The 16,583-nt window shown below is 46.3% G+C and carries 15 protein-coding genes; 6 read left to right on the top strand and 9 right to left on the bottom strand.

The features are described 5' to 3' along the window. Positions 1–49: 49 nt before the first annotated feature. The 3 genes from ycf46 to RAM70_RS11490 form a co-directional block, all read right to left on the bottom strand. A complete protein-coding gene (gene ycf46, locus RAM70_RS11500) occupies positions 50–1,561 on the bottom strand; it encodes a stress-responsive protein Ycf46 (protein WP_312673812.1) in 1,512 nt (503 codons plus the stop codon). A 79-nt stretch (positions 1,562–1,640) separates the two neighbouring features. Then, the gene (locus RAM70_RS11495; protein ID WP_045358317.1) at positions 1,641–1,991 is read right to left on the bottom strand and encodes a slr0373 family blue light stress response protein; all 351 of its coding nucleotides are present in this window, start codon (positions 1,989–1,991) and stop codon (positions 1,641–1,643) included. A gap of 242 nt (positions 1,992–2,233) precedes the next feature. After that, the gene (locus RAM70_RS11490; protein ID WP_045358318.1) at positions 2,234–2,989 is read right to left on the bottom strand and encodes an amino acid ABC transporter ATP-binding protein; all 756 of its coding nucleotides are present in this window, start codon (positions 2,987–2,989) and stop codon (positions 2,234–2,236) included. Positions 2,990–3,187: 198 nt separating this feature from the next. On the opposite strand from RAM70_RS11490, the gene RAM70_RS11485 reads away from it, so the two are divergent. Further along, entirely contained in the window at positions 3,188–4,699 is a 1,512-nt protein-coding gene (locus RAM70_RS11485; RefSeq protein WP_312673809.1) for an ABC transporter permease subunit, read from the top strand. A gap of 338 nt (positions 4,700–5,037) precedes the next feature. Here RAM70_RS11485 and RAM70_RS11480 read toward each other — a convergent pair whose 3' ends face one another. The 4 genes from RAM70_RS11480 to RAM70_RS11465 form a co-directional block, all read right to left on the bottom strand. Further along, positions 5,038–5,523: a bZIP transcription factor gene (locus RAM70_RS11480; protein ID WP_045358321.1), complete on the bottom strand. Its 486-nt coding sequence runs from the start codon at positions 5,521–5,523 to the stop codon at positions 5,038–5,040. A gap of 7 nt (positions 5,524–5,530) precedes the next feature. Next, entirely contained in the window at positions 5,531–6,331 is an 801-nt protein-coding gene (thiD, locus tag RAM70_RS11475; protein ID WP_312673807.1) for a bifunctional hydroxymethylpyrimidine kinase/phosphomethylpyrimidine kinase, read from the bottom strand. Positions 6,332–6,337: 6 nt separating this feature from the next. Next, positions 6,338–7,585 (bottom strand): cell division protein FtsZ, encoded by a 1,248-nt coding sequence (gene ftsZ / locus RAM70_RS11470; RefSeq protein ID WP_288002240.1) that lies wholly within the window; start codon positions 7,583–7,585, stop codon positions 6,338–6,340. 192 nt (positions 7,586–7,777) lie between these two features. Further along, positions 7,778–8,599 (bottom strand): cell division protein FtsQ/DivIB, encoded by an 822-nt coding sequence (locus RAM70_RS11465; protein WP_045358324.1) that lies wholly within the window; start codon positions 8,597–8,599, stop codon positions 7,778–7,780. 245 nt (positions 8,600–8,844) lie between these two features. Here RAM70_RS11465 and ctpC point away from each other — a divergent pair, with 245 nt between their 5' ends. Then, positions 8,845–10,137, top strand: coding sequence for a carboxyl-terminal processing protease CtpC (ctpC, locus tag RAM70_RS11460; RefSeq protein WP_045358325.1), 1,293 nt, complete (start codon positions 8,845–8,847; stop codon positions 10,135–10,137). On the opposite strand, the gene RAM70_RS11455 is transcribed toward ctpC, so the two are convergent. Continuing rightward, the gene (locus tag RAM70_RS11455) at positions 10,127–10,312 is read right to left on the bottom strand and encodes a hypothetical protein (RefSeq protein ID WP_288002237.1); all 186 of its coding nucleotides are present in this window, start codon (positions 10,310–10,312) and stop codon (positions 10,127–10,129) included. The genes ctpC and RAM70_RS11455 overlap by 11 nt on opposite strands. 485 nt (positions 10,313–10,797) lie before the next feature. Here RAM70_RS11455 and RAM70_RS11450 point away from each other — a divergent pair, with 485 nt between their 5' ends. Together RAM70_RS11450 and RAM70_RS11445 are read left to right on the top strand one after the other, a co-directional pair. Beyond that, positions 10,798–11,112, top strand: coding sequence for a DUF1825 family protein (locus tag RAM70_RS11450; RefSeq protein ID WP_045358327.1), 315 nt, complete (start codon positions 10,798–10,800; stop codon positions 11,110–11,112). A 130-nt stretch (positions 11,113–11,242) separates the two neighbouring features. Next, positions 11,243–12,355: a hypothetical protein gene (locus RAM70_RS11445; RefSeq protein WP_045358329.1), complete on the top strand. Its 1,113-nt coding sequence runs from the start codon at positions 11,243–11,245 to the stop codon at positions 12,353–12,355. A gap of 118 nt (positions 12,356–12,473) precedes the next feature. On the opposite strand, the gene RAM70_RS11440 is transcribed toward RAM70_RS11445, so the two are convergent. After that, a complete protein-coding gene (locus RAM70_RS11440) occupies positions 12,474–13,523 on the bottom strand; it encodes a Rieske 2Fe-2S domain-containing protein (RefSeq protein ID WP_045358330.1) in 1,050 nt (349 codons plus the stop codon). Positions 13,524–13,576: 53 nt separating this feature from the next. Here RAM70_RS11440 and RAM70_RS11435 point away from each other — a divergent pair, with 53 nt between their 5' ends. Together RAM70_RS11435 and mutS are read left to right on the top strand one after the other, a co-directional pair. Beyond that, positions 13,577–13,762, top strand: a complete 186-nt coding sequence (locus RAM70_RS11435; protein ID WP_152606981.1) for a hypothetical protein — start codon at positions 13,577–13,579, stop codon at positions 13,760–13,762. A 33-nt stretch (positions 13,763–13,795) separates the two neighbouring features. Continuing rightward, positions 13,796–16,444, top strand: coding sequence for a DNA mismatch repair protein MutS (gene mutS, locus RAM70_RS11430; protein ID WP_045358331.1), 2,649 nt, complete (start codon positions 13,796–13,798; stop codon positions 16,442–16,444). Positions 16,445–16,583: the final 139 nt, after the last annotated feature.

Below are 16,583 nucleotides of genomic sequence, written 5' to 3'. Positions count from 1 at the left end.
AGTCCCTGAGAACTAGCCTTTCATCCCGTTGGGAGCGGGCGAAAGTCTGTTAGAACTCCAATCGCTGGTACTCAGCGACGGAGGCCGAAGCAGGTCGGGCGCGTTGTCTGGCCCAATCACGCAGGGCAGTTACCTGTTCGGTCATGGTGCGAGATAGGGGCAGAGTCGCCTTAATCGCCGCAATAATGTCCAATTGCGTGAATTCGCGATCTTGGGCGAAGGCCTCATACATGGCGGCAATCAGCGCCTGTTCTATTTCCGCACCGGAAAACCCATCGGATACCTTGGCTAACTGCTCCAAATCGAAGCGAGAAATGTCGGAGCGTCGTTTAGTCAGGTGAATATTAAAGATATCTTGTCTTTCTTCGGAATTGGGCAAATCGACAAAGAAGATTTCATCGAAGCGCCCCTTGCGGAGAAATTCCCCCGGTAGCCGTTCAATCCGGTTAGCTGTGGCCATAACGAAGACGGGCGAGGTTTTTTCCTGCATCCAAGTCAGGAAGGAGCCGAAGATGCGGCTAGAGGTTCCCCCATCGGAATCGGCGGATCCTGTGCCACCGGCAAAAGCTTTATCTAATTCATCGATGAAAAGAATCGCCGGAGAGATGGATTCGGCAGTTTTTAAGGCATTACGCAGGTTAGCCTCGGACCGTCCCACCATGGAACCATCGTAAACCCGTCCCATATCTAAGCGCAGGAGCGGTAAACTCCAGAGACGCGAGGTGGTTTTAGCGATTAAGGACTTACCACAGCCGGGTACTCCTAAAATTAGCATCCCTTTCGGTTGGGGGAGTCCGTAGCCTCTGGCTCTTTCTGTAAACGCGTTCGAGCGCTGTTTTAACCATTTTTTTAATTCTTCCAGACCGCCGACGGCATTGATGGTCTCGTCTTCTTCAACGTATTCTAAAATTCCGTTGCGGCGAATCAGTTGTTTTTTCTCGGAAAGGACGATTTCTACCTCGTCTTCCGTCAATTTGTTCGCTTTTACATGGGCTTTGCGGTAAACTTTTTCGGCTTCATCTTTGGTTAAGCCCAAGGCCGCTTTCAGGAGTTTTTCCCGGACCTCTGTGGTGGTACGGCGATTTTGATTTTTGCCTAGGTGTTGCGAGAGAACCGTATCTAACTCTCCCATGTCCGGCAGGGGAAAATCTAGAACTACTACGTCTTTCTCTAGTTCTATGGGGACTTCTTGCAGGGGAGACATTAAAATAATGATTTTTTCGGTTCCTTTAAAGCTGGCGATTGCATCTCTTAACCAGCGAGTGACCGGGGCGGAAGTGATGAACGGATGCAGGTCTTTGAAGATGTAGATGCCCGCTTCCCGTTGACGCACTACCCATTCGATCGCCGCTTCTGGAGATACGGTATTATGTTGACTGGTTTGGCGCGGTTGACCCTGTTCGATCATGCCGTGGGTGACAGTCCAGACAAACACCCGTCGATGTTGTGTATTTAGTTGGGCTATTTTGCTGATGGCTTCTTCCGCCCTTTCCTCCTCGGAGGTGACGAGGTAAATCAGGGGGTACTGAGCCTTGACGAGAATTTCTAGCTCTTCTTTCATAACATCGACCCTATTTGTGGTAACGGTTTTGACCTTGGGCGGCTGATGGCTGTAGATGCCTTGTTCGGCTACTGAGAGTTTAGCAGGGAACTAAGGCTGCTTCTCCCTCTGCGGTTGCTTGGGCCCCGACGGGTTCGGGAACTTCGAGCGGGAACTCGTCGCCGACTATTCCGGGCTGGCGTTTGATCGACCTTAGCCGATCTTCTTTCATTACTAAGGCGGCATCACACTCGGGACAGACATGAACCTGATAGGTTTTGCCATAGGCGGCGGCTTCGATTTCTTCTACCTTTTCGGGGTATTTTAGGTAGAAAGCGATCGCTTTTTCCACCAGCCCTGACATCGATTCTTCATCGATCGCAGCCCTTATTTTTAGTTGACGATGGACTCCAGGGGGAAGGTACAGTGTGACTTTTTGCTTGTCTTGCATATCACTAAATTGGTTTACCCGGGTATGTGTCCTTACTATAACCACTATCTTTCCTCCCTGTCAAGATGGTAAGCTGTTATGACAGCATAATTGTAACATTTCTTTACAATTGTTGGAGAAGTGGGGTGTGGGGTGTGGGGTGTGGGGTGTGGGGTGTGGGGAGAATAAAGCTGCCTTTTGCCTTTTGCCTTTTGCCTTTTGCCTTTTGCCTTTTGCCTTTTGCCTCCTGAATTCAGCCAACCCTAGTTACTATTGATACGACTTAAAAAGGCTTGTAGGCGCTCGCTGTGGGGATTATTAAAGAAGGTGTCGGGAGCGCCTGCTTCTTCGATCACACCTTGATTAAAGAACAAAACCTTGTTAGAGACTTCCTTAGCGAACTGCATTTCGTGGGTGACGACTACCATAGTCATCCCCTCATCGGCCAATTGACGCATAACGTTTAACACTTCCCCGACTAATTCCGGATCCAGGGCCGAAGTGGGTTCATCAAATAAAATCACCTCTGGTTTCATGCAGAGACTGCGAGCGATCGCCACCCGTTGTTTTTGTCCTCCCGATAATTGGTCGGGATAAACATCGGCTTTTGCGGCTAATCCCACCTTTTCCAGATAATGAATTGCCGTATCTTTAGCCTCATTTTCCGAGTGGTGTAACACTTGCTTGGGAGCTAACATCAAGTTTTGCAAAACGGTGAGATGGGGAAAAAGATTAAAGTGTTGAAACACCATACTTACCCGGCTGCGTAAGTTGCGGAGGACCGATTGATTTAACTTCGGGGAAGAGATGTCAATCCCCATCACCTCCAAGCGGCCGCCGTTAATTGTTTCCAAACGATTGAGACAGCGTAAAAAGGTACTTTTACCGCAGCCAGAGGGACCGATTACCGATACCACATCCCCTTGATAAAGAGTGCCTGTAACTCCTTTAAGTACCTCTAAAGAGCCGTAACTTTTGCGTAAACCTTCAGTGACAATCACAGGGGTGGTAGTGGTCATAATATCCTCTCGTAGAAAATTTTACATTCTGTATAAAAGTATCCAGATTAGTTTCTGCTAAATTGTATCCTTGACGACATTTTATCAAGAGGAATAATCATAATACTCAAATAGTCTCTCTACATCTGTCTTGGGTGGGAAGTAGGACGAAATTATTAACTTAATTGAGCAAAAAAATCAAGGAGAAACAATTAAAAAATGATTAAATTTTGGCGAGGGCGGGTGGTGCAGAGAGTCATCTTTGCCTTGTTAGGATTAGTCTTGGCGCTCGGATTAAGTGTTATTCCGGCTTTTTCTCAGACCCCTCCTAATCCTTTTCGAGTCGCCACAGAAGCGACTTTTCCGCCCTTTGAATTTCAACAAGGGGGACAATTAACCGGGTTTGATATCGATTTAATGCGAGCGATTGGCAAAGAAGCCGATCTCAATATTGACTTTAGAAATTTACCCTTTGATGGCATTATTCCGGCTCTACAAGCGAGAACAGTGGAAGCCGCTATTAGTGGTATGACCATCACCGCCGAACGCGCCCAAGCGATTTCTTTTTCTCGACCTTATTTTAAGGCTGGTTTAGCGATCGCTGTTCGGGAAGATAATCAGACGATTAAAAATTTTGAAGACTTAAAAGGCAAAAGAATTGCCGTCCAAATTGGCACTACGGGAGCCTTAGAAGCGACAAAAATACCGGGGGCAACAGTTAGTCAATTTGACTCGGCGGCTTTAGCTTTGCAGGAATTAATTAATGGTCGAGTTGATGCGGTAGTTAACGATAAACCCGTGACTTTGTATGCAATTAAACAAGCGGGTTTACGGGGAGTAAAAGTGGTCGGAGAATTATTAACGGAGGAATTCTACGGGATTGCTTTACCCAAAAATTCCCCCTATCTCCAGTTAATTAATGATGCTCTCGGTCGAGTCATAGAAAGTGGTCGGTACGATGCTATTTTTCGGCAATGGTTTGGAGAAAAACCGCCAGAATTACCTTTAGTTGCCCCAGCTTTAAAGAATTTACAGGAATCGAGTTTTAACTGGGGAGAATTATTCTATAACCTGATTGTTAAAGGGGTTCCTTGGACAATTCTGTTAACGGTTCTGTCTTTTCTGTTCGGGTTAATTGGTGGAACTTTAGTGGCCATTGCCCTGATTTCTCCCTACAAATGGTTAAAAACAATTTGCCGCATCTATGTGGATTTCTTTCGGGGAACACCGATGCTGGTGCAATTATTCTTGATCTATTTTGGTTTGCCCGGGTTGTTCCGAGAAATTGGCTTAAATATCGACTTAGATCGTTTACCAGCAGCCCTATTTGCCCTAAGTTTAAATGTGGCGGCCTATTTAGCTGAAATTATGCGCGGCGGTATTCAATCGATCGATAATGGTCAATGGGAAGCTTGTTCTAGTTTAGGAATGTCCCCGGTGCAAACCATGCGCGAGGTGATTTTTCCCCAAGCGTTTCGCCGGATGTTGCCACCGTTGGGGAATGAATTTATCACCCTAATTAAAGATACCAGTTTAGCGGCAGTAATCGGTTTTGAAGAATTATTCCGGCAAGGTCAATTAATGGTAGCCACTACCTATAAAGCTTTCGAGATTTATATCGCTGTTGCTTTAGTTTATTTGGTTTTAACTACCCTTTCCTCTCTGGTATTTAAGCGCTTAGAGATTTATATGGATCCCCTACATAAATCTAAACAGGAACAGAAAGCCTAGGGGCAAAAGATGGGAACTGATACTAAACGTCGTGCTTTGCTTACCTCATAAACGATTAAAGGTAGCAAAAAAAGAATTAGATTCGGAGAATGAATCAGCCCTACCCAAACCCTGGTCCAGTTATAGTAGGTTGATTCATGAATCAACCTACAGCGATTAAAGGTAGCAAAAAAAAAGAATTAGATTCGAAGAATGAATCAGCCCTACCCAAACCCTGGAGCGCATTAGCTTTTCGGTGGGATGCTTACAGCCAGCTGCTGATATATCTGTAATAATTTAAGAGTTACTAATAATTGCTGATTGTCGGTATTTCTGCAAATGTGAGATGCCCCCGTGAATCAGTCGGTCGAACCCGCGTTTCTAGAGGCAGAAACCAGCCAAAAAGCCCCTAAACCAGAGGTAAGAACCACGACAATAATTAACCCGACCAGTAACCAAATATTTTTAGGTAATTGCTGTTTTGAAGCAGTAAGGGTGATGGGAGGGGTGACTGAGACTTCTTTCTTAACCGGCAGCGAAGGAGAAGGGGGTGTAACCAGACGGGGACGAACCGGGATCAGGAAGGAGGGTTCCTCGACGGGATTCCTCTCGAAACTCTCTACCACTTTTTCTAATCTTCTTCCCTGAGCAACTACTGTCTCGATTTCCTGACGTAATTGCCGATTACTCTTGACAAGTTGCTGGTTTTGTGCTTCTAGAGATTCCGCCCGTGCCTGAGTGGCCTGCAATTCTTTGACTAATTCTCGATAGACCGAGAGGGGAACCGAGGGGCGACCGGTGCAACTCTGGGGTACTTGGGGGGAAAGACGCGGCGTAGTGGTCATGAATTGACTAATTTAGGGCTTTTAAGGGGTAAAAATGGCCCACTGGACCGGTTCCGTGACCGATGGCGAGGGAATGATCGAGGGCGTTAGTAACGTAATCCTTGGCTTTTTTCACCGCCATTTTCAGGTCATCACCCAAAGCAAGGTTAGCGGCGATCGCCGACGATAGGGTACAACCAGTCCCGTGAGTGTTATTGGTTTCGACGCTTCTGGTCTTAAAAGTTTCCCATTCTTGCCCATCAAAGCAGATATCAACCCCACGCAGCCGACCTTTCATGCCGCCACCTTTCACTAATACCGGTGTGGCCGACTTCTGGAAAATAATTGCGGCGGCCGCTTTCATCGCCTCAAAATCATTGATCTCGATGCCACTTAAAAGCTGTGCTTCGTAACGATTAGGGGTAATAATCGAAGCCAGAGGAATTAAACTATCCAAAAGACTATCTACAGCCCGATCATCAATTAATTTGGCTCCTACCCGCGAAACCATAACCGGATCCACCACTAAACTGGTCAAACGCCAGCGCTCGATCGCCTCGGCCACTGCTTCGATAATCTCGCTACTAAACAGCATTCCCGTCTTGACCGCTGACACTGCGAAATCCCTGACCACGGCATCGATTTGGGCCGTTACCATTTCCGGACTTAGGGACTCGACGCGCTCGACCCCCAGGGTATTTTGGGCGGTAACGCAGGTAAGGGCGCTGGTGCCGTGAACTCGGTGGAAGGCGAAGGTTTTCAAATCCGCTTGAATTCCCGCGCCGCCACCACTATCGGAACCGGCGATGGTGAGGGCAATGGCAGTCATAGGAGGTTAGCGATCAAAAGGACGACGACGTTGCAAGAATTCGGGGATATCTAACCCCGCCTGTTTTGGTGGTTCGGGAGTGGGTGCTGGACTCGGTGCGGGGGTATTAATCACCACCTTGTTAGCAGTGGGACGAGAGGGGGAATCGCCGGAAAAACCGGTGGCAATGACGGTAATTCTGACTTCTCCCTGCATTTTCTCGTCAATTACTGCCCCGAAGATGATATTAGCGTTGGGATCCACCACTTCATAGATAATTTCGGCGGCGGCATTGACTTCGTGTAGGGTTAGATCTTGACCGCCGGTGATATTAAAGACCACACCTTTCGCCCCTTCGATCGAGGATTCCAGTAACGGCGAGGAAATAGCAGCGATCGCCCCTTCCTTAGCCCGAGATTTTCCGGAACCGATGCCGATGCCCATTAGGGCCGAACCCGCATCGGCCATCACTGCCCGCACATCGGCGAAATCCACATTTACCAGACCGGGGATAGTGATAATATCCGAGATCCCCTGTACCCCTTGCCGCAGCACATCATCAGCGACGCGAAAAGCCTCCTGTAGGGGAGTGTCGGCGGGTATTACCTGTAATAACTGGTTATTGGGGATAATAATCAGGGTATCGACCCGACTTTGTAAACCACCCACCCCTTCATCGGCCTGATTAGTGCGACGACGACCCTCGAAGGTAAAGGGACGAGTTACAACTCCCACGGTCAAACAGCCGATTTCTTTGGCAATTTCGGCCACAATTGGAGCGGCCCCCGTTCCCGTGCCGCCGCCCATGCCGGCGGTAATAAAGACTAGATCGGTTCCTTCCAATGCTTGGGCGATTTCATCCCGAGATTCTTCCGCCGCTTTCTGTCCGATCGCCGGATTGCCGCCCGCCCCTAGGCCGCGGGTTAATTTTGTCCCGATTTGTAACCTCTGGGGGGCGGAGGAGTGGGCCAGGGCCTGGGCGTCGGTGTTAATTGCCCAAAATTCGATTCCGGTCACGCCACTGGCGATCATGCGGTTAACGGCGTTACAGCCCCCACCGCCGACCCCGATCACCTTGATCTTGGCGACATTGCTCGGTACGATGCGATTACTACGACTTTCTTCTCGGGGTGTCATCTGTGATTCATGGGGGCGAGAAAATGATACTCCAGTATTATTCTGATAGTAATGATTATCTTCGCTCATAGCTGAACTGGCATAATCGTTACTGTTCAGATTGGGGTAGGTGGGAACGATTTCATTAATCGATGTCATTGGAATTGGAACACTCTTAGTACAAGATTCTGTTATTGATTTGATAAATCAGAGATGTGCTGTTAACACTATCACTAATATTATGTCGGTTCCAGTATCCACAGTATCAGTTTCCTTTTCAGAAAATCATAATTTGGGGTTTTTGCCAATACCTCAAGGGAATAATTGCGGTTATTTGCTGATAAACTGCCGTTAATCCCGACGAGTTGCCGTTACTTTGGCAACGATGGGGGCTAACTGCGGTTTTAATTGTACAGTGGGAGCATCGGGATTGCTCAGGTCAATGTAGAGAATTCGCGCTAGAGGTATCTTGGATGACAATGGCCGCGATTGTACGAGAGCGGTTAATTTTTCGGGCAATCTATCTTTATAAAAACCTAAATAGACCTGTCCTAGCTCAGTTTTTAGTACAAGATTACTAGGATTGCGCCAATCGATGGCGGTAACTTTAATCGATAAGTTATCAATTAAGGGATAAATTTTTTGCCACTGTTGTTGATGTTGTCGGTCGTAACCAAGCACTTCTAGGCTAGGTAATTGGGTTTTGGGCAGAGTTCGACCATAATAATTTTGAGGAATTATCGTTCCCGAGGCATCTAAAAAGCCTTGCTGTTGATGGGAATGCCAACGGGCAACAGGTTTTCTTTCTTGAATAGAAACAATCACTTTCGGGGGCAATAATTGCCGCTCGATCTTAACGTCGGCAATAGCGGGAATAGCCGCTAATTTTTCTCGCAATTGATGGGTAGGTAATTCCCAGAGAGACAGAGGATAGCTTAATTTCAGCCAAGCACGAATCGACTCGGGCGACATTAATTCCGTGCCTTCGATTTCCACCTGTCCGGCCTTGGTAATTGTCCAATAGGGCGAAGTCATCCCCCAAGCTAATCCCGCCGCTAAACCACTAACCACCAGAAACCGACCCAGGGCTTGCCACACCTTCGATCGCCTTTGGTGGCGCAGGTTTTGTCGTTTTTGTTCCAGGGAGAGGGAAGAAAGGATTTGATCACTCATAGGGAAAATATCGGGCAGTTTTGCTGTTATCTTAGGTCGCGAGGTGGGCTGCTGGCAACTCGATCGCTACTCAAATAACCAGTTTGACAAAGAAAGAGATAATAAATGTTATAACAGTAGTAGTCTACAGGCGTTCTTTTGTCTGTCTCCAGTAAACCTAAACGCTCCTTTTTGCCAAGATATTTCGACGGTCAGCCAGAAAGAGCATTTCGGCAAGAACAGCCTAATTTATCCGAAAATTACCTATGGTTATCAACAAACGCGGACTTGTTCTCGGTGCTACAGCAGTGGTCCTGTCTACCGTCGCCGTCACGGGGGCGGGATTCCGTCTCTCCCAAAGTCAAGCTTTTTTTCAGGAAAGTCCCAAGGAAACCGTTGATGAGGTTTGGCAGATCATCAACCGCACTTATTTAGATGGCACTTTTAATCAATCGGACTGGAACGCCATCCGCAATCAGTATTTAAATCGTTCCTACAAAAATCAAGAGGAAGCATACACCGCTATCCGCGAGATGTTGAAAACTCTCAATGATCCCTATACCCGTTTTATGGATCCCAAAGAGTTTAACAATATGAAGATCGATACATCGGGAGAATTGACCGGGGTAGGGATTCAACTGACCAAAGACGAGAAAACCAAGCAGTTAGTCGTGGTTTCACCCATTGAAGATACTCCCGCTTCTAAAGCTGGTGTGCTGCCTAAAGATGTGATTATCGCTATCGATGGTAAATCTACCGAAGGCATGGAACTAGAGCAAGCGGTGAGCATGATCCGCGGCAAAGTGGGGACAAGCGTTAAGATCACGATTCAACGGGGTGAGGAGAAGAAAGAATTAACTCTTACCCGGGCCAAAATTGAAATTCACCCAGTGCGCGCCCACACGGAAAACACCCCGATCGGTAAAATCGGTTATATCCGTCTTAATCAATTTAGCGCCCAAGCTAGTGGCGATATGAGTCAAGCGATTCGCGAATTGGAAACCGAAGAGGTGAAGGGTTATATTCTCGATCTGCGTTCTAACCCTGGCGGTTTACTCTACGCCAGCATCGAAATCGCTCGGATGTGGATACCCGATGGTTTGATTGTCTCTACGGTTGATCGCAAAGGGGTGACGGAACGTCAACGGGCTAATAATCAAGCTTTGACTAATAAACCCCTAGTTGTCCTCGTCGATGGTGGTTCCGCCAGTGCTAGTGAAATTCTCTCCGGGGCTTTACAGGATCATGATCGGGCGGTTATTGTCGGTACGAAAACCTTTGGTAAGGGATTAGTGCAATCGGTACGCAGTCTTAGCGACGGTTCGGGATTAGCGGTGACAATTGCCAAGTATCTCACCCCCAACGGACGGGACATCAATAAAGATGGTATTCATCCTGATGTGGAGTCGGAACTGAGCGAGGAAGAACGCAAAAATCTTCAAGAGGAAAGGGATCGGGTGGGAACCTTCCAGGATCCTCAATTCAAGAAGGGTTTTGAAATCTTGGAAAAAGAAATCACTGAAGGCAAGAAAACACCCACCAATACCGCTAAACAATAGGTTGACATTTGCCCGCTCGAATTAAACCCACCCGACGGGCGATCGCTTCTCCCCGCTCGGCAAAAGGACCCCAGTATTGACCATTAACTGGGGTTTGGCCGTTTTCTAGGGCTATAATCTGACAAATTCCAGTACTTTCCCGGACAATGTACCAGTTTTCTGCGGTATGATCCATAGATTTTTCTCCTTAATCCCTCCATTCCCTTGTTCATCAGTAGCTAGACGCAATTAATTACACATATCTAACTACCTCCTGCATGAGTGCATCTGCTAACCAAGAAGTTAATTTTGCCCTATTACTTATCTGCTTTTAGCAAGAGACGATCCTGATTAATTTTTCCGGCAGCGGTTTTCCCTTTTTGGCTCAATTCTTACCCAGAGGTGCGTTGATTCTCCGTTAGAGAAGAGAGACGATATATTTTTTAGCGGGCATAATTGGACAAATTAGGCTGAATTTACCGCTCCCATTATCCGTCATTATGGCTTTGACAGACCACTACTTAGCGGTTTTCCCTGACTGGTTAGCGTTGCTCGCTTCTTTTGTAATCCTCTCAATTTCCCCAATACGGTAATCCGTAAATCGACTAGAGCTAGACTTTTTCCCCGACTAAAATAAAATGGGAGAGAGAATAACTATCGACGATAAGCCGTTTTAAGATTATGGGATTCTTTGACTCAGAAGTGGTTCAACAGGAAGCTAGACAGCTATTTGAAGATTATCAGTCTCTCATACAACTAGGGAGCGAGTACGGGAAATTCGATCGAGAGGGTAAAAAAATCTTTATCGATAGGATGGAGGAGTTAATGGAACGCTACAAGATATTTATGAAGCGTTTTGAATTATCTGAGGATTTTTCCGCCCAAATGACCGTAGAACAGCTAAAAACCCAACTAGGTCAATTTGGTATGACTCCCCAAATGATGTTCGACCAAATGCAGCAAACCCTTGAGCGGATGAAGGCAGAAATTCGCTAAAATTGCCGATATTTATCGGGTATTGGCGGACTTTTACCCGATAATTTCCTCTCCAGTTTACTGCTGAGAAAATTGGGGTTTCTGCGGTTTTTTGAGAACAATGATCTAATAATTTTAAGTAGGTTAGCTGATGAACTCCAGGCCAGATTCACAAGAAAATATTGAGCCACCTCAGTATAGTGAAAAAACTAACCGCATTCAGGCAATCAGTCAACTGATTAAGGCGATCACCCCGTTAATTTGGGCTATAGTTGTTCTAGTGGTTATCGTGCCTCTCTTAGGGAAAATTTGGCTAGGAACTGCCGGCAATGAACCGTTAAAAACTAGGGTTGCTACCGAAACTAACCTAGAGATTCCCATCAGTATAAACAAAAAATCTAACAGTCAAATCGATCGGGAAATTAGCCAAGCTTTACAGACAGCGAGAGCAAATTCTCAAACCTTCGCCCTAGGAGAAATTGAGGGATGGGTGGAGGAGTTGATGACACGGGTAGATCAGGGTTTTCTGCCTTGGTATTTTAACTATTTCAATCAAAAACAATTTGAGGGCAAGGCCTTTTTAAGCGGATTATACTCCTCGATCGCTCACTGGGTCAATACAGATAATCCACCCCCGGAACAGGTGGTGGCAGAAAATTTGACCAAAACTATTCAAACCGAGTTTACTAAACGGGTAATTCGTCCCCAAGAGGCCCAATTGCGTCTAGAGAGAATTACTAGGGATACAGTTAATTTATATGTCAGTAATTTAAGCAATGAATTAGAGAATATTCAGGCTAGTTATCAAATTCCCCAAGGCAAATGGGAGCGTTATCTTAGTGATATAGCCATAACAATTCAAGATACCGAGGGCAATATTTCTAACACATCAATTAAACTTTTAGTCGGTGGCACCACCGCTTTAGGAATTAAATCTCTCATTCCAGTGATGAAAGTGGGCAGTACAGTTTATTTGTCCCTAGCGGGAAAAACGGGGGCGAAAATTGCCACTAAAACCGGTGGGGCAGTAGCGAGTAGTTTTGGGGCAGAATTAATCGATCCAATCGTGGGAATTGGTTTGATAGTTTGGGATTTATGGGACTATCAGCATACGGTAAACATTGAAAAACCGATTTTGCGGGATGCCATTTTTAATTATTTACAAGAAGTTAAATACGATCTAGTCAATAATCATCAAGGTAGTGTCCTTTCCTCTATTTATCAAATTGAAACCAGTGTCAATAAATCCTTAGTGAGAACCTAAATAAAATGATCTAAGTAGGTAGGCGTTAAAAATTATCAGACACCCCCCTTATCAAGGGGGGCAGGGGGGATCGAACCTAAAATCCATTTTTAATTTAATTATAACCAGCTACTTAATTCTAACTACGCCACCGTAAAATCTGTGCTTTAATGGGGTTGACAAAATCCCGTTTTTCTGCTTGACATTTCTCGTATTCTTGCTTAAGGCGATAATACCATTTGGCCTGGGTATCGGCATCATCAATTAACATCAAAGCTGGATGATAACTAAGTCCTTCCTGTTGTTTAATCACCACATCGCGATCCTGTGTGAGGAATTGTCGGGTTAAATAACGCAAAAGAGGGGTTAAAAATGCCAACCAAGGAATCGTATAGTATAAACTTTGATGGACTTCGCAGTGATTTTCATCGATGGGAGTAATTGCCGTAAAAGCACAGGCTAAATGCCGATCACCTCGTAGTATTTCTGTACGCACCGAGGGCAATTCAAAAACAATTTCAATCGATACTTTACTACCCAAAATTTTATAGGGTTTCGCACTGACGGGCATATCATAGGGGGCAAGACGAAAACCCAGGGGAACAGGTTCGTATTGTTTTTCCTTGACCCGAAATTGGCGCGGACCGCTGCGCCACCACCAAGAAGTATGAACGTAGGGACCGTGGGCTGGATCCATCAATCCCACCACTGCATGGTCAATATTGCAGTCAAAAGTGATAGTTTCGGCTACTTTGGGGGTAAGTTTGCCAAAATCGCTAATAGTCGGCACAGGAGGCAGATTTTCTTGATTAATTTCTCTTTTTGAGTCTGCCGGAATAAACACCCAAATATGACCTTGTATTTCACGACAGGGATAACTGGTGACACAAATTCTGCTAACATCAAGGCGATCGTGTTCAGTTAATGAGGGGATCTCAGAACAAACGCCATCGCTAGTGTTAAATTTCCAGCCGTGATAGCAACAGAACACCCCATCCCCTTCAATCCAGCCATGGTGCAGCGGAATCCCACGATGGGGGCAAATATCCCGCAATGCGAACACTTCTCCATCCTGTCTCCTACCGACAACAATCGGTTCACCTAGCATTTTTTTGGCCATTAGCTGACCGGGTTTAAGTTTATTTGCCGGTGTGGCCACATACCAAAAGTCGCGCAGTAAGCTAGTCATAGGGTTTCTCTGGAGAGCTTCGATCGTTCATCCTATCATTAGAATTGAAGGTTATGAGACTAGAGTTCTTGACAAAAAGTAACACAAGAAAACCGGAAGAACCCAACGCCGATGTAGCCAACCCTCAGGTTATGCTTAATTATATTAGAGGCTTGGAACGAGCCAAAGCACGACGCAGAAAACCGCCATCGACGAAGAAGCGTCAGAAACTCCCCACTCAGCCAAGGGGTGGGGAATAGTTGATTAAAACATTGTCCAGCTTTCTTTGACCCATGACTCTCCCCTCGGATTTTCCCCTAGAACCACCGGCTACCAATAAGGATCCCCATCGTGATTATCGCGGACTCGATCGCGGTAAACTCACCCCCATGTACCAGCATTATGTGGAGGTAAAAGAAACCTATCCCAATGCTCTTTTACTCTATCGTGTGGGCGATTTTTTCGAGTGCTTCTTTCAGGATGCGGTGATTATCTCCAGAGAATTAGAATTAGTTCTCACCAGCAAGGAAGGGGGTAAAGGTATTGGGAGAGTCGCCATGACCGGGGTTCCCCACCACGCCCTAGAGCGCTATAGTCGTTTATTGGTGGAAAAAGGCTATGCGGTGGCGATTTGTGACCAGGTAGAGGATTCAACGGAAGCAGCCGCCGAAAAACGGCTCGTAGAACGCGCTATCACCAAACTTCTCACCCCCGGAACCCTCACCGATGAGGGAATGTTAAACGCAAAAAAGAATAATTTTCTGGCCGCAGTGGTGATTACCGGAGAAAATTGGGGATTAGCATATTCAGATATCTCCACTGGAGAATTCTACACCACCCAAGCCAGCGATTTAACGGCTTTAAGCCTAGAATTAAGCCGTTTACAGCCCTCGGAAATCCTTTTCCCCATCAATGCCCCCGATTTAAACCGTATTTTGCGCCCCGGGGAAAAATCTGACCATCTCCCCCCCTGTTTACCCGATAGTTTTTGTTATTCTCTCCGTCCCCAAACTATCTTTACTCTCACAGAGGCGAAAAATCGTCTCTTAATCACCTATAAAATGCGTTCCCTAGAGGGGATGGGCTGCGAACATTTACCCCTCGCTATTCGCGCAGCCGGAGGCCTCTTAGAATACATTGAAGATACCCAAAAAGCCAATCAAGTCCCCCTACAACCTTTAAAAACCTACTCTATCTCCGAATTTTTGATTTTAGATGGGCAAACCCGTCGTAACCTTGAAATTACCCAAACGGTGCGCGATGGTAGCTTCTATGGTTCTCTATTATGGGCGATCGATCGCACTTGTACAGCCATGGGTAGTCGCGCTTTACGTCGTTGGTTACTGCAACCCCTCTTAGATTCTCGCGGTATTCGCGCCCGTCAAGATACTATCCAAGAGTTAAAGGATAATCCCGCCCTGCGCCAAGATATTCGGCAAAAATTAAGGGAAATATACGATATAGAACGTTTAAGCGGTCGTGTTGGCGCAGGAACGGCTAACGCCCGCGATTTACTTTCCCTAGCGGCATCTTTAGTCAAATTAGCCGATTTAGCGGCTTTGGTTGCTTCGGGAAATTCGCCCTATTTGAAAGCTTTACAGCAAATTCCCGCCGATTTAGAAAAATTAGGCCAGCAGGTGATAGCGCATCTGGTGGAATCTCCTCCGCTGCATCTGAAGGAAGGGGGGGTGATTCGCGAGGGAATTGATGCCCAATTGGATGCCCTGCGGCGCGACTATCAGGAAGTAATCGATTGGTTTAAGAATCTGGAGACGACAGAGAAAGAAAGAACGGGTATTAGTAATCTTAAGGTTAATTATAACAAAACTTTCGGTTATTATATCAGTTTACCCCGCAGTAAAGCCGATTTCGCCCCAAAAGAGTATGTGCGTAAGCAAACTTTAGTCAATGAGGAACGTTATATCACCACCGAGTTAAAGGAGAAAGAAAATATAATTCTGACGGCAGTAGATGAATTAAATAATCTAGAATACGAGATTTTTAGCGATTTACGCCGTCAAGTGGCCGAATTTTCCCCAGAAATCCGGGAAGTGGCCACAAAAGTCGCCGCTTTGGATGTGTTGGCAGCATTGGCAGAAATCGCCGTTTATCAGGGATATTGTCGCCCAGAAATCGCCGATGGTCGTCTTATCGATATTAAGGATGGTCGTCATCCCGTGGTGGAACAATCCCTTGGGGCTGGCTTTTTTGTGCCGAATTCGATTAATTTGGGCAATCAGGAAGGTTTAGAATACCCCGACTTGATTATTCTCACCGGTCCCAATGCTAGTGGCAAAAGTTGTTATCTGCGACAGGTGGGATTAATTCAATTGTTGGCCCAAACCGGCAGTTTTGTCCCGGCAAAGTCGGCCAAAATCTCTATCTGCGATCGCATTTTCACCCGGGTGGGGGCTGTGGATGACCTCGCTACTGGCCAATCCACCTTTATGGTGGAAATGAACGAAACCGCCAATATTCTCAATCACGCCACGGACAGATCATTAGTATTATTAGACGAAATTGGCCGGGGGACAGCCACCTTTGACGGTTTATCCATAGCTTGGTCTGTGGCGGAGTATTTAGCCACGGTACTGCAATCGCGGACGATTTTCGCCACTCACTACCACGAATTGAATGAATTAGCCTCAATTTTAGAGAATGTAGCTAATTATCAGGTAACAGTCAAAGAATTACCCCATGAGATAGTATTTTTGCACCAAGTACGACCGGGAGGTGCGGATAAGTCCTACGGTATCGAAGCGGGGAGATTAGCCGGTTTACCAGCTTCTGTGATCGATCGTGCCATGCAGGTGATGGGTCAAATCGAAAAACATAGTAAAATTGCGATCGGTTTGCGTCAAGGAATTAAGAAAATTAAACCGGTTAAGTCGGATAATTCCCCCTCTCTGCAGCAGCTAGATATTTTTGATGACAGTAAGTAGGTATGTGTTAAAAATTATCAGAAACCCCCCTTATCAAGGGTAGATCCCCCCGCCTATCGGCACCCCCCTTATCAAGGGGGGCAGGGGGGATCAGACACCCCCCTTATCAAGGGGGGCAGGGGGGATCGAACCTAAAATT

The organism is Microcystis wesenbergii NRERC-220, assembly GCF_032027425.1.
GTDB classification, from domain to species: Bacteria; Cyanobacteriota; Cyanobacteriia; order Cyanobacteriales; family Microcystaceae; genus Microcystis; species Microcystis wesenbergii_A.
Note: the sequence above shows the minus strand (reverse complement) of the source record. Positions and strands in the feature narration are given on the sequence as shown.

What these genes read in the sequence shown, in the direction of transcription:
- RAM70_RS11495 (WP_045358317.1), bottom strand. Translation starts at nt 1,991, where the DNA reads ATGCAAGACAAGCAAAAAGTCACACTGTACCTTCCCCCTGGAGTCCAT.
- ftsZ (WP_288002240.1), bottom strand. Translation starts at nt 7,585, where the DNA reads ATGACATCGATTAATGAAATCGTTCCCACCTACCCCAATCTGAACAGT.
- RAM70_RS11450 (WP_045358327.1), top strand. Translation starts at nt 10,798, where the DNA reads ATGGGATTCTTTGACTCAGAAGTGGTTCAACAGGAAGCTAGACAGCTA.
- RAM70_RS11445 (WP_045358329.1), top strand. Translation starts at nt 11,243, where the DNA reads ATGAACTCCAGGCCAGATTCACAAGAAAATATTGAGCCACCTCAGTAT.
- RAM70_RS11480 (WP_045358321.1), bottom strand. Translation starts at nt 5,523, where the DNA reads ATGACCACTACGCCGCGTCTTTCCCCCCAAGTACCCCAGAGTTGCACC.
- RAM70_RS11490 (WP_045358318.1), bottom strand. Translation starts at nt 2,989, where the DNA reads ATGACCACTACCACCCCTGTGATTGTCACTGAAGGTTTACGCAAAAGT.
- RAM70_RS11465 (WP_045358324.1), bottom strand. Translation starts at nt 8,599, where the DNA reads ATGAGTGATCAAATCCTTTCTTCCCTCTCCCTGGAACAAAAACGACAA.
- RAM70_RS11485 (WP_312673809.1), top strand. Translation starts at nt 3,188, where the DNA reads ATGATTAAATTTTGGCGAGGGCGGGTGGTGCAGAGAGTCATCTTTGCC.
- RAM70_RS11455 (WP_288002237.1), bottom strand. Translation starts at nt 10,312, where the DNA reads ATGGATCATACCGCAGAAAACTGGTACATTGTCCGGGAAAGTACTGGA.
- thiD (WP_312673807.1), bottom strand. Translation starts at nt 6,331, where the DNA reads ATGACTGCCATTGCCCTCACCATCGCCGGTTCCGATAGTGGTGGCGGC.
- ctpC (WP_045358325.1), top strand. Translation starts at nt 8,845, where the DNA reads ATGGTTATCAACAAACGCGGACTTGTTCTCGGTGCTACAGCAGTGGTC.
- ycf46 (WP_312673812.1), bottom strand. Translation starts at nt 1,561, where the DNA reads ATGAAAGAAGAGCTAGAAATTCTCGTCAAGGCTCAGTACCCCCTGATT.
- RAM70_RS11435 (WP_152606981.1), top strand. Translation starts at nt 13,577, where the DNA reads ATGAGACTAGAGTTCTTGACAAAAAGTAACACAAGAAAACCGGAAGAA.
- mutS (WP_045358331.1), top strand. Translation starts at nt 13,796, where the DNA reads ATGACTCTCCCCTCGGATTTTCCCCTAGAACCACCGGCTACCAATAAG.
- RAM70_RS11440 (WP_045358330.1), bottom strand. Translation starts at nt 13,523, where the DNA reads ATGACTAGCTTACTGCGCGACTTTTGGTATGTGGCCACACCGGCAAAT.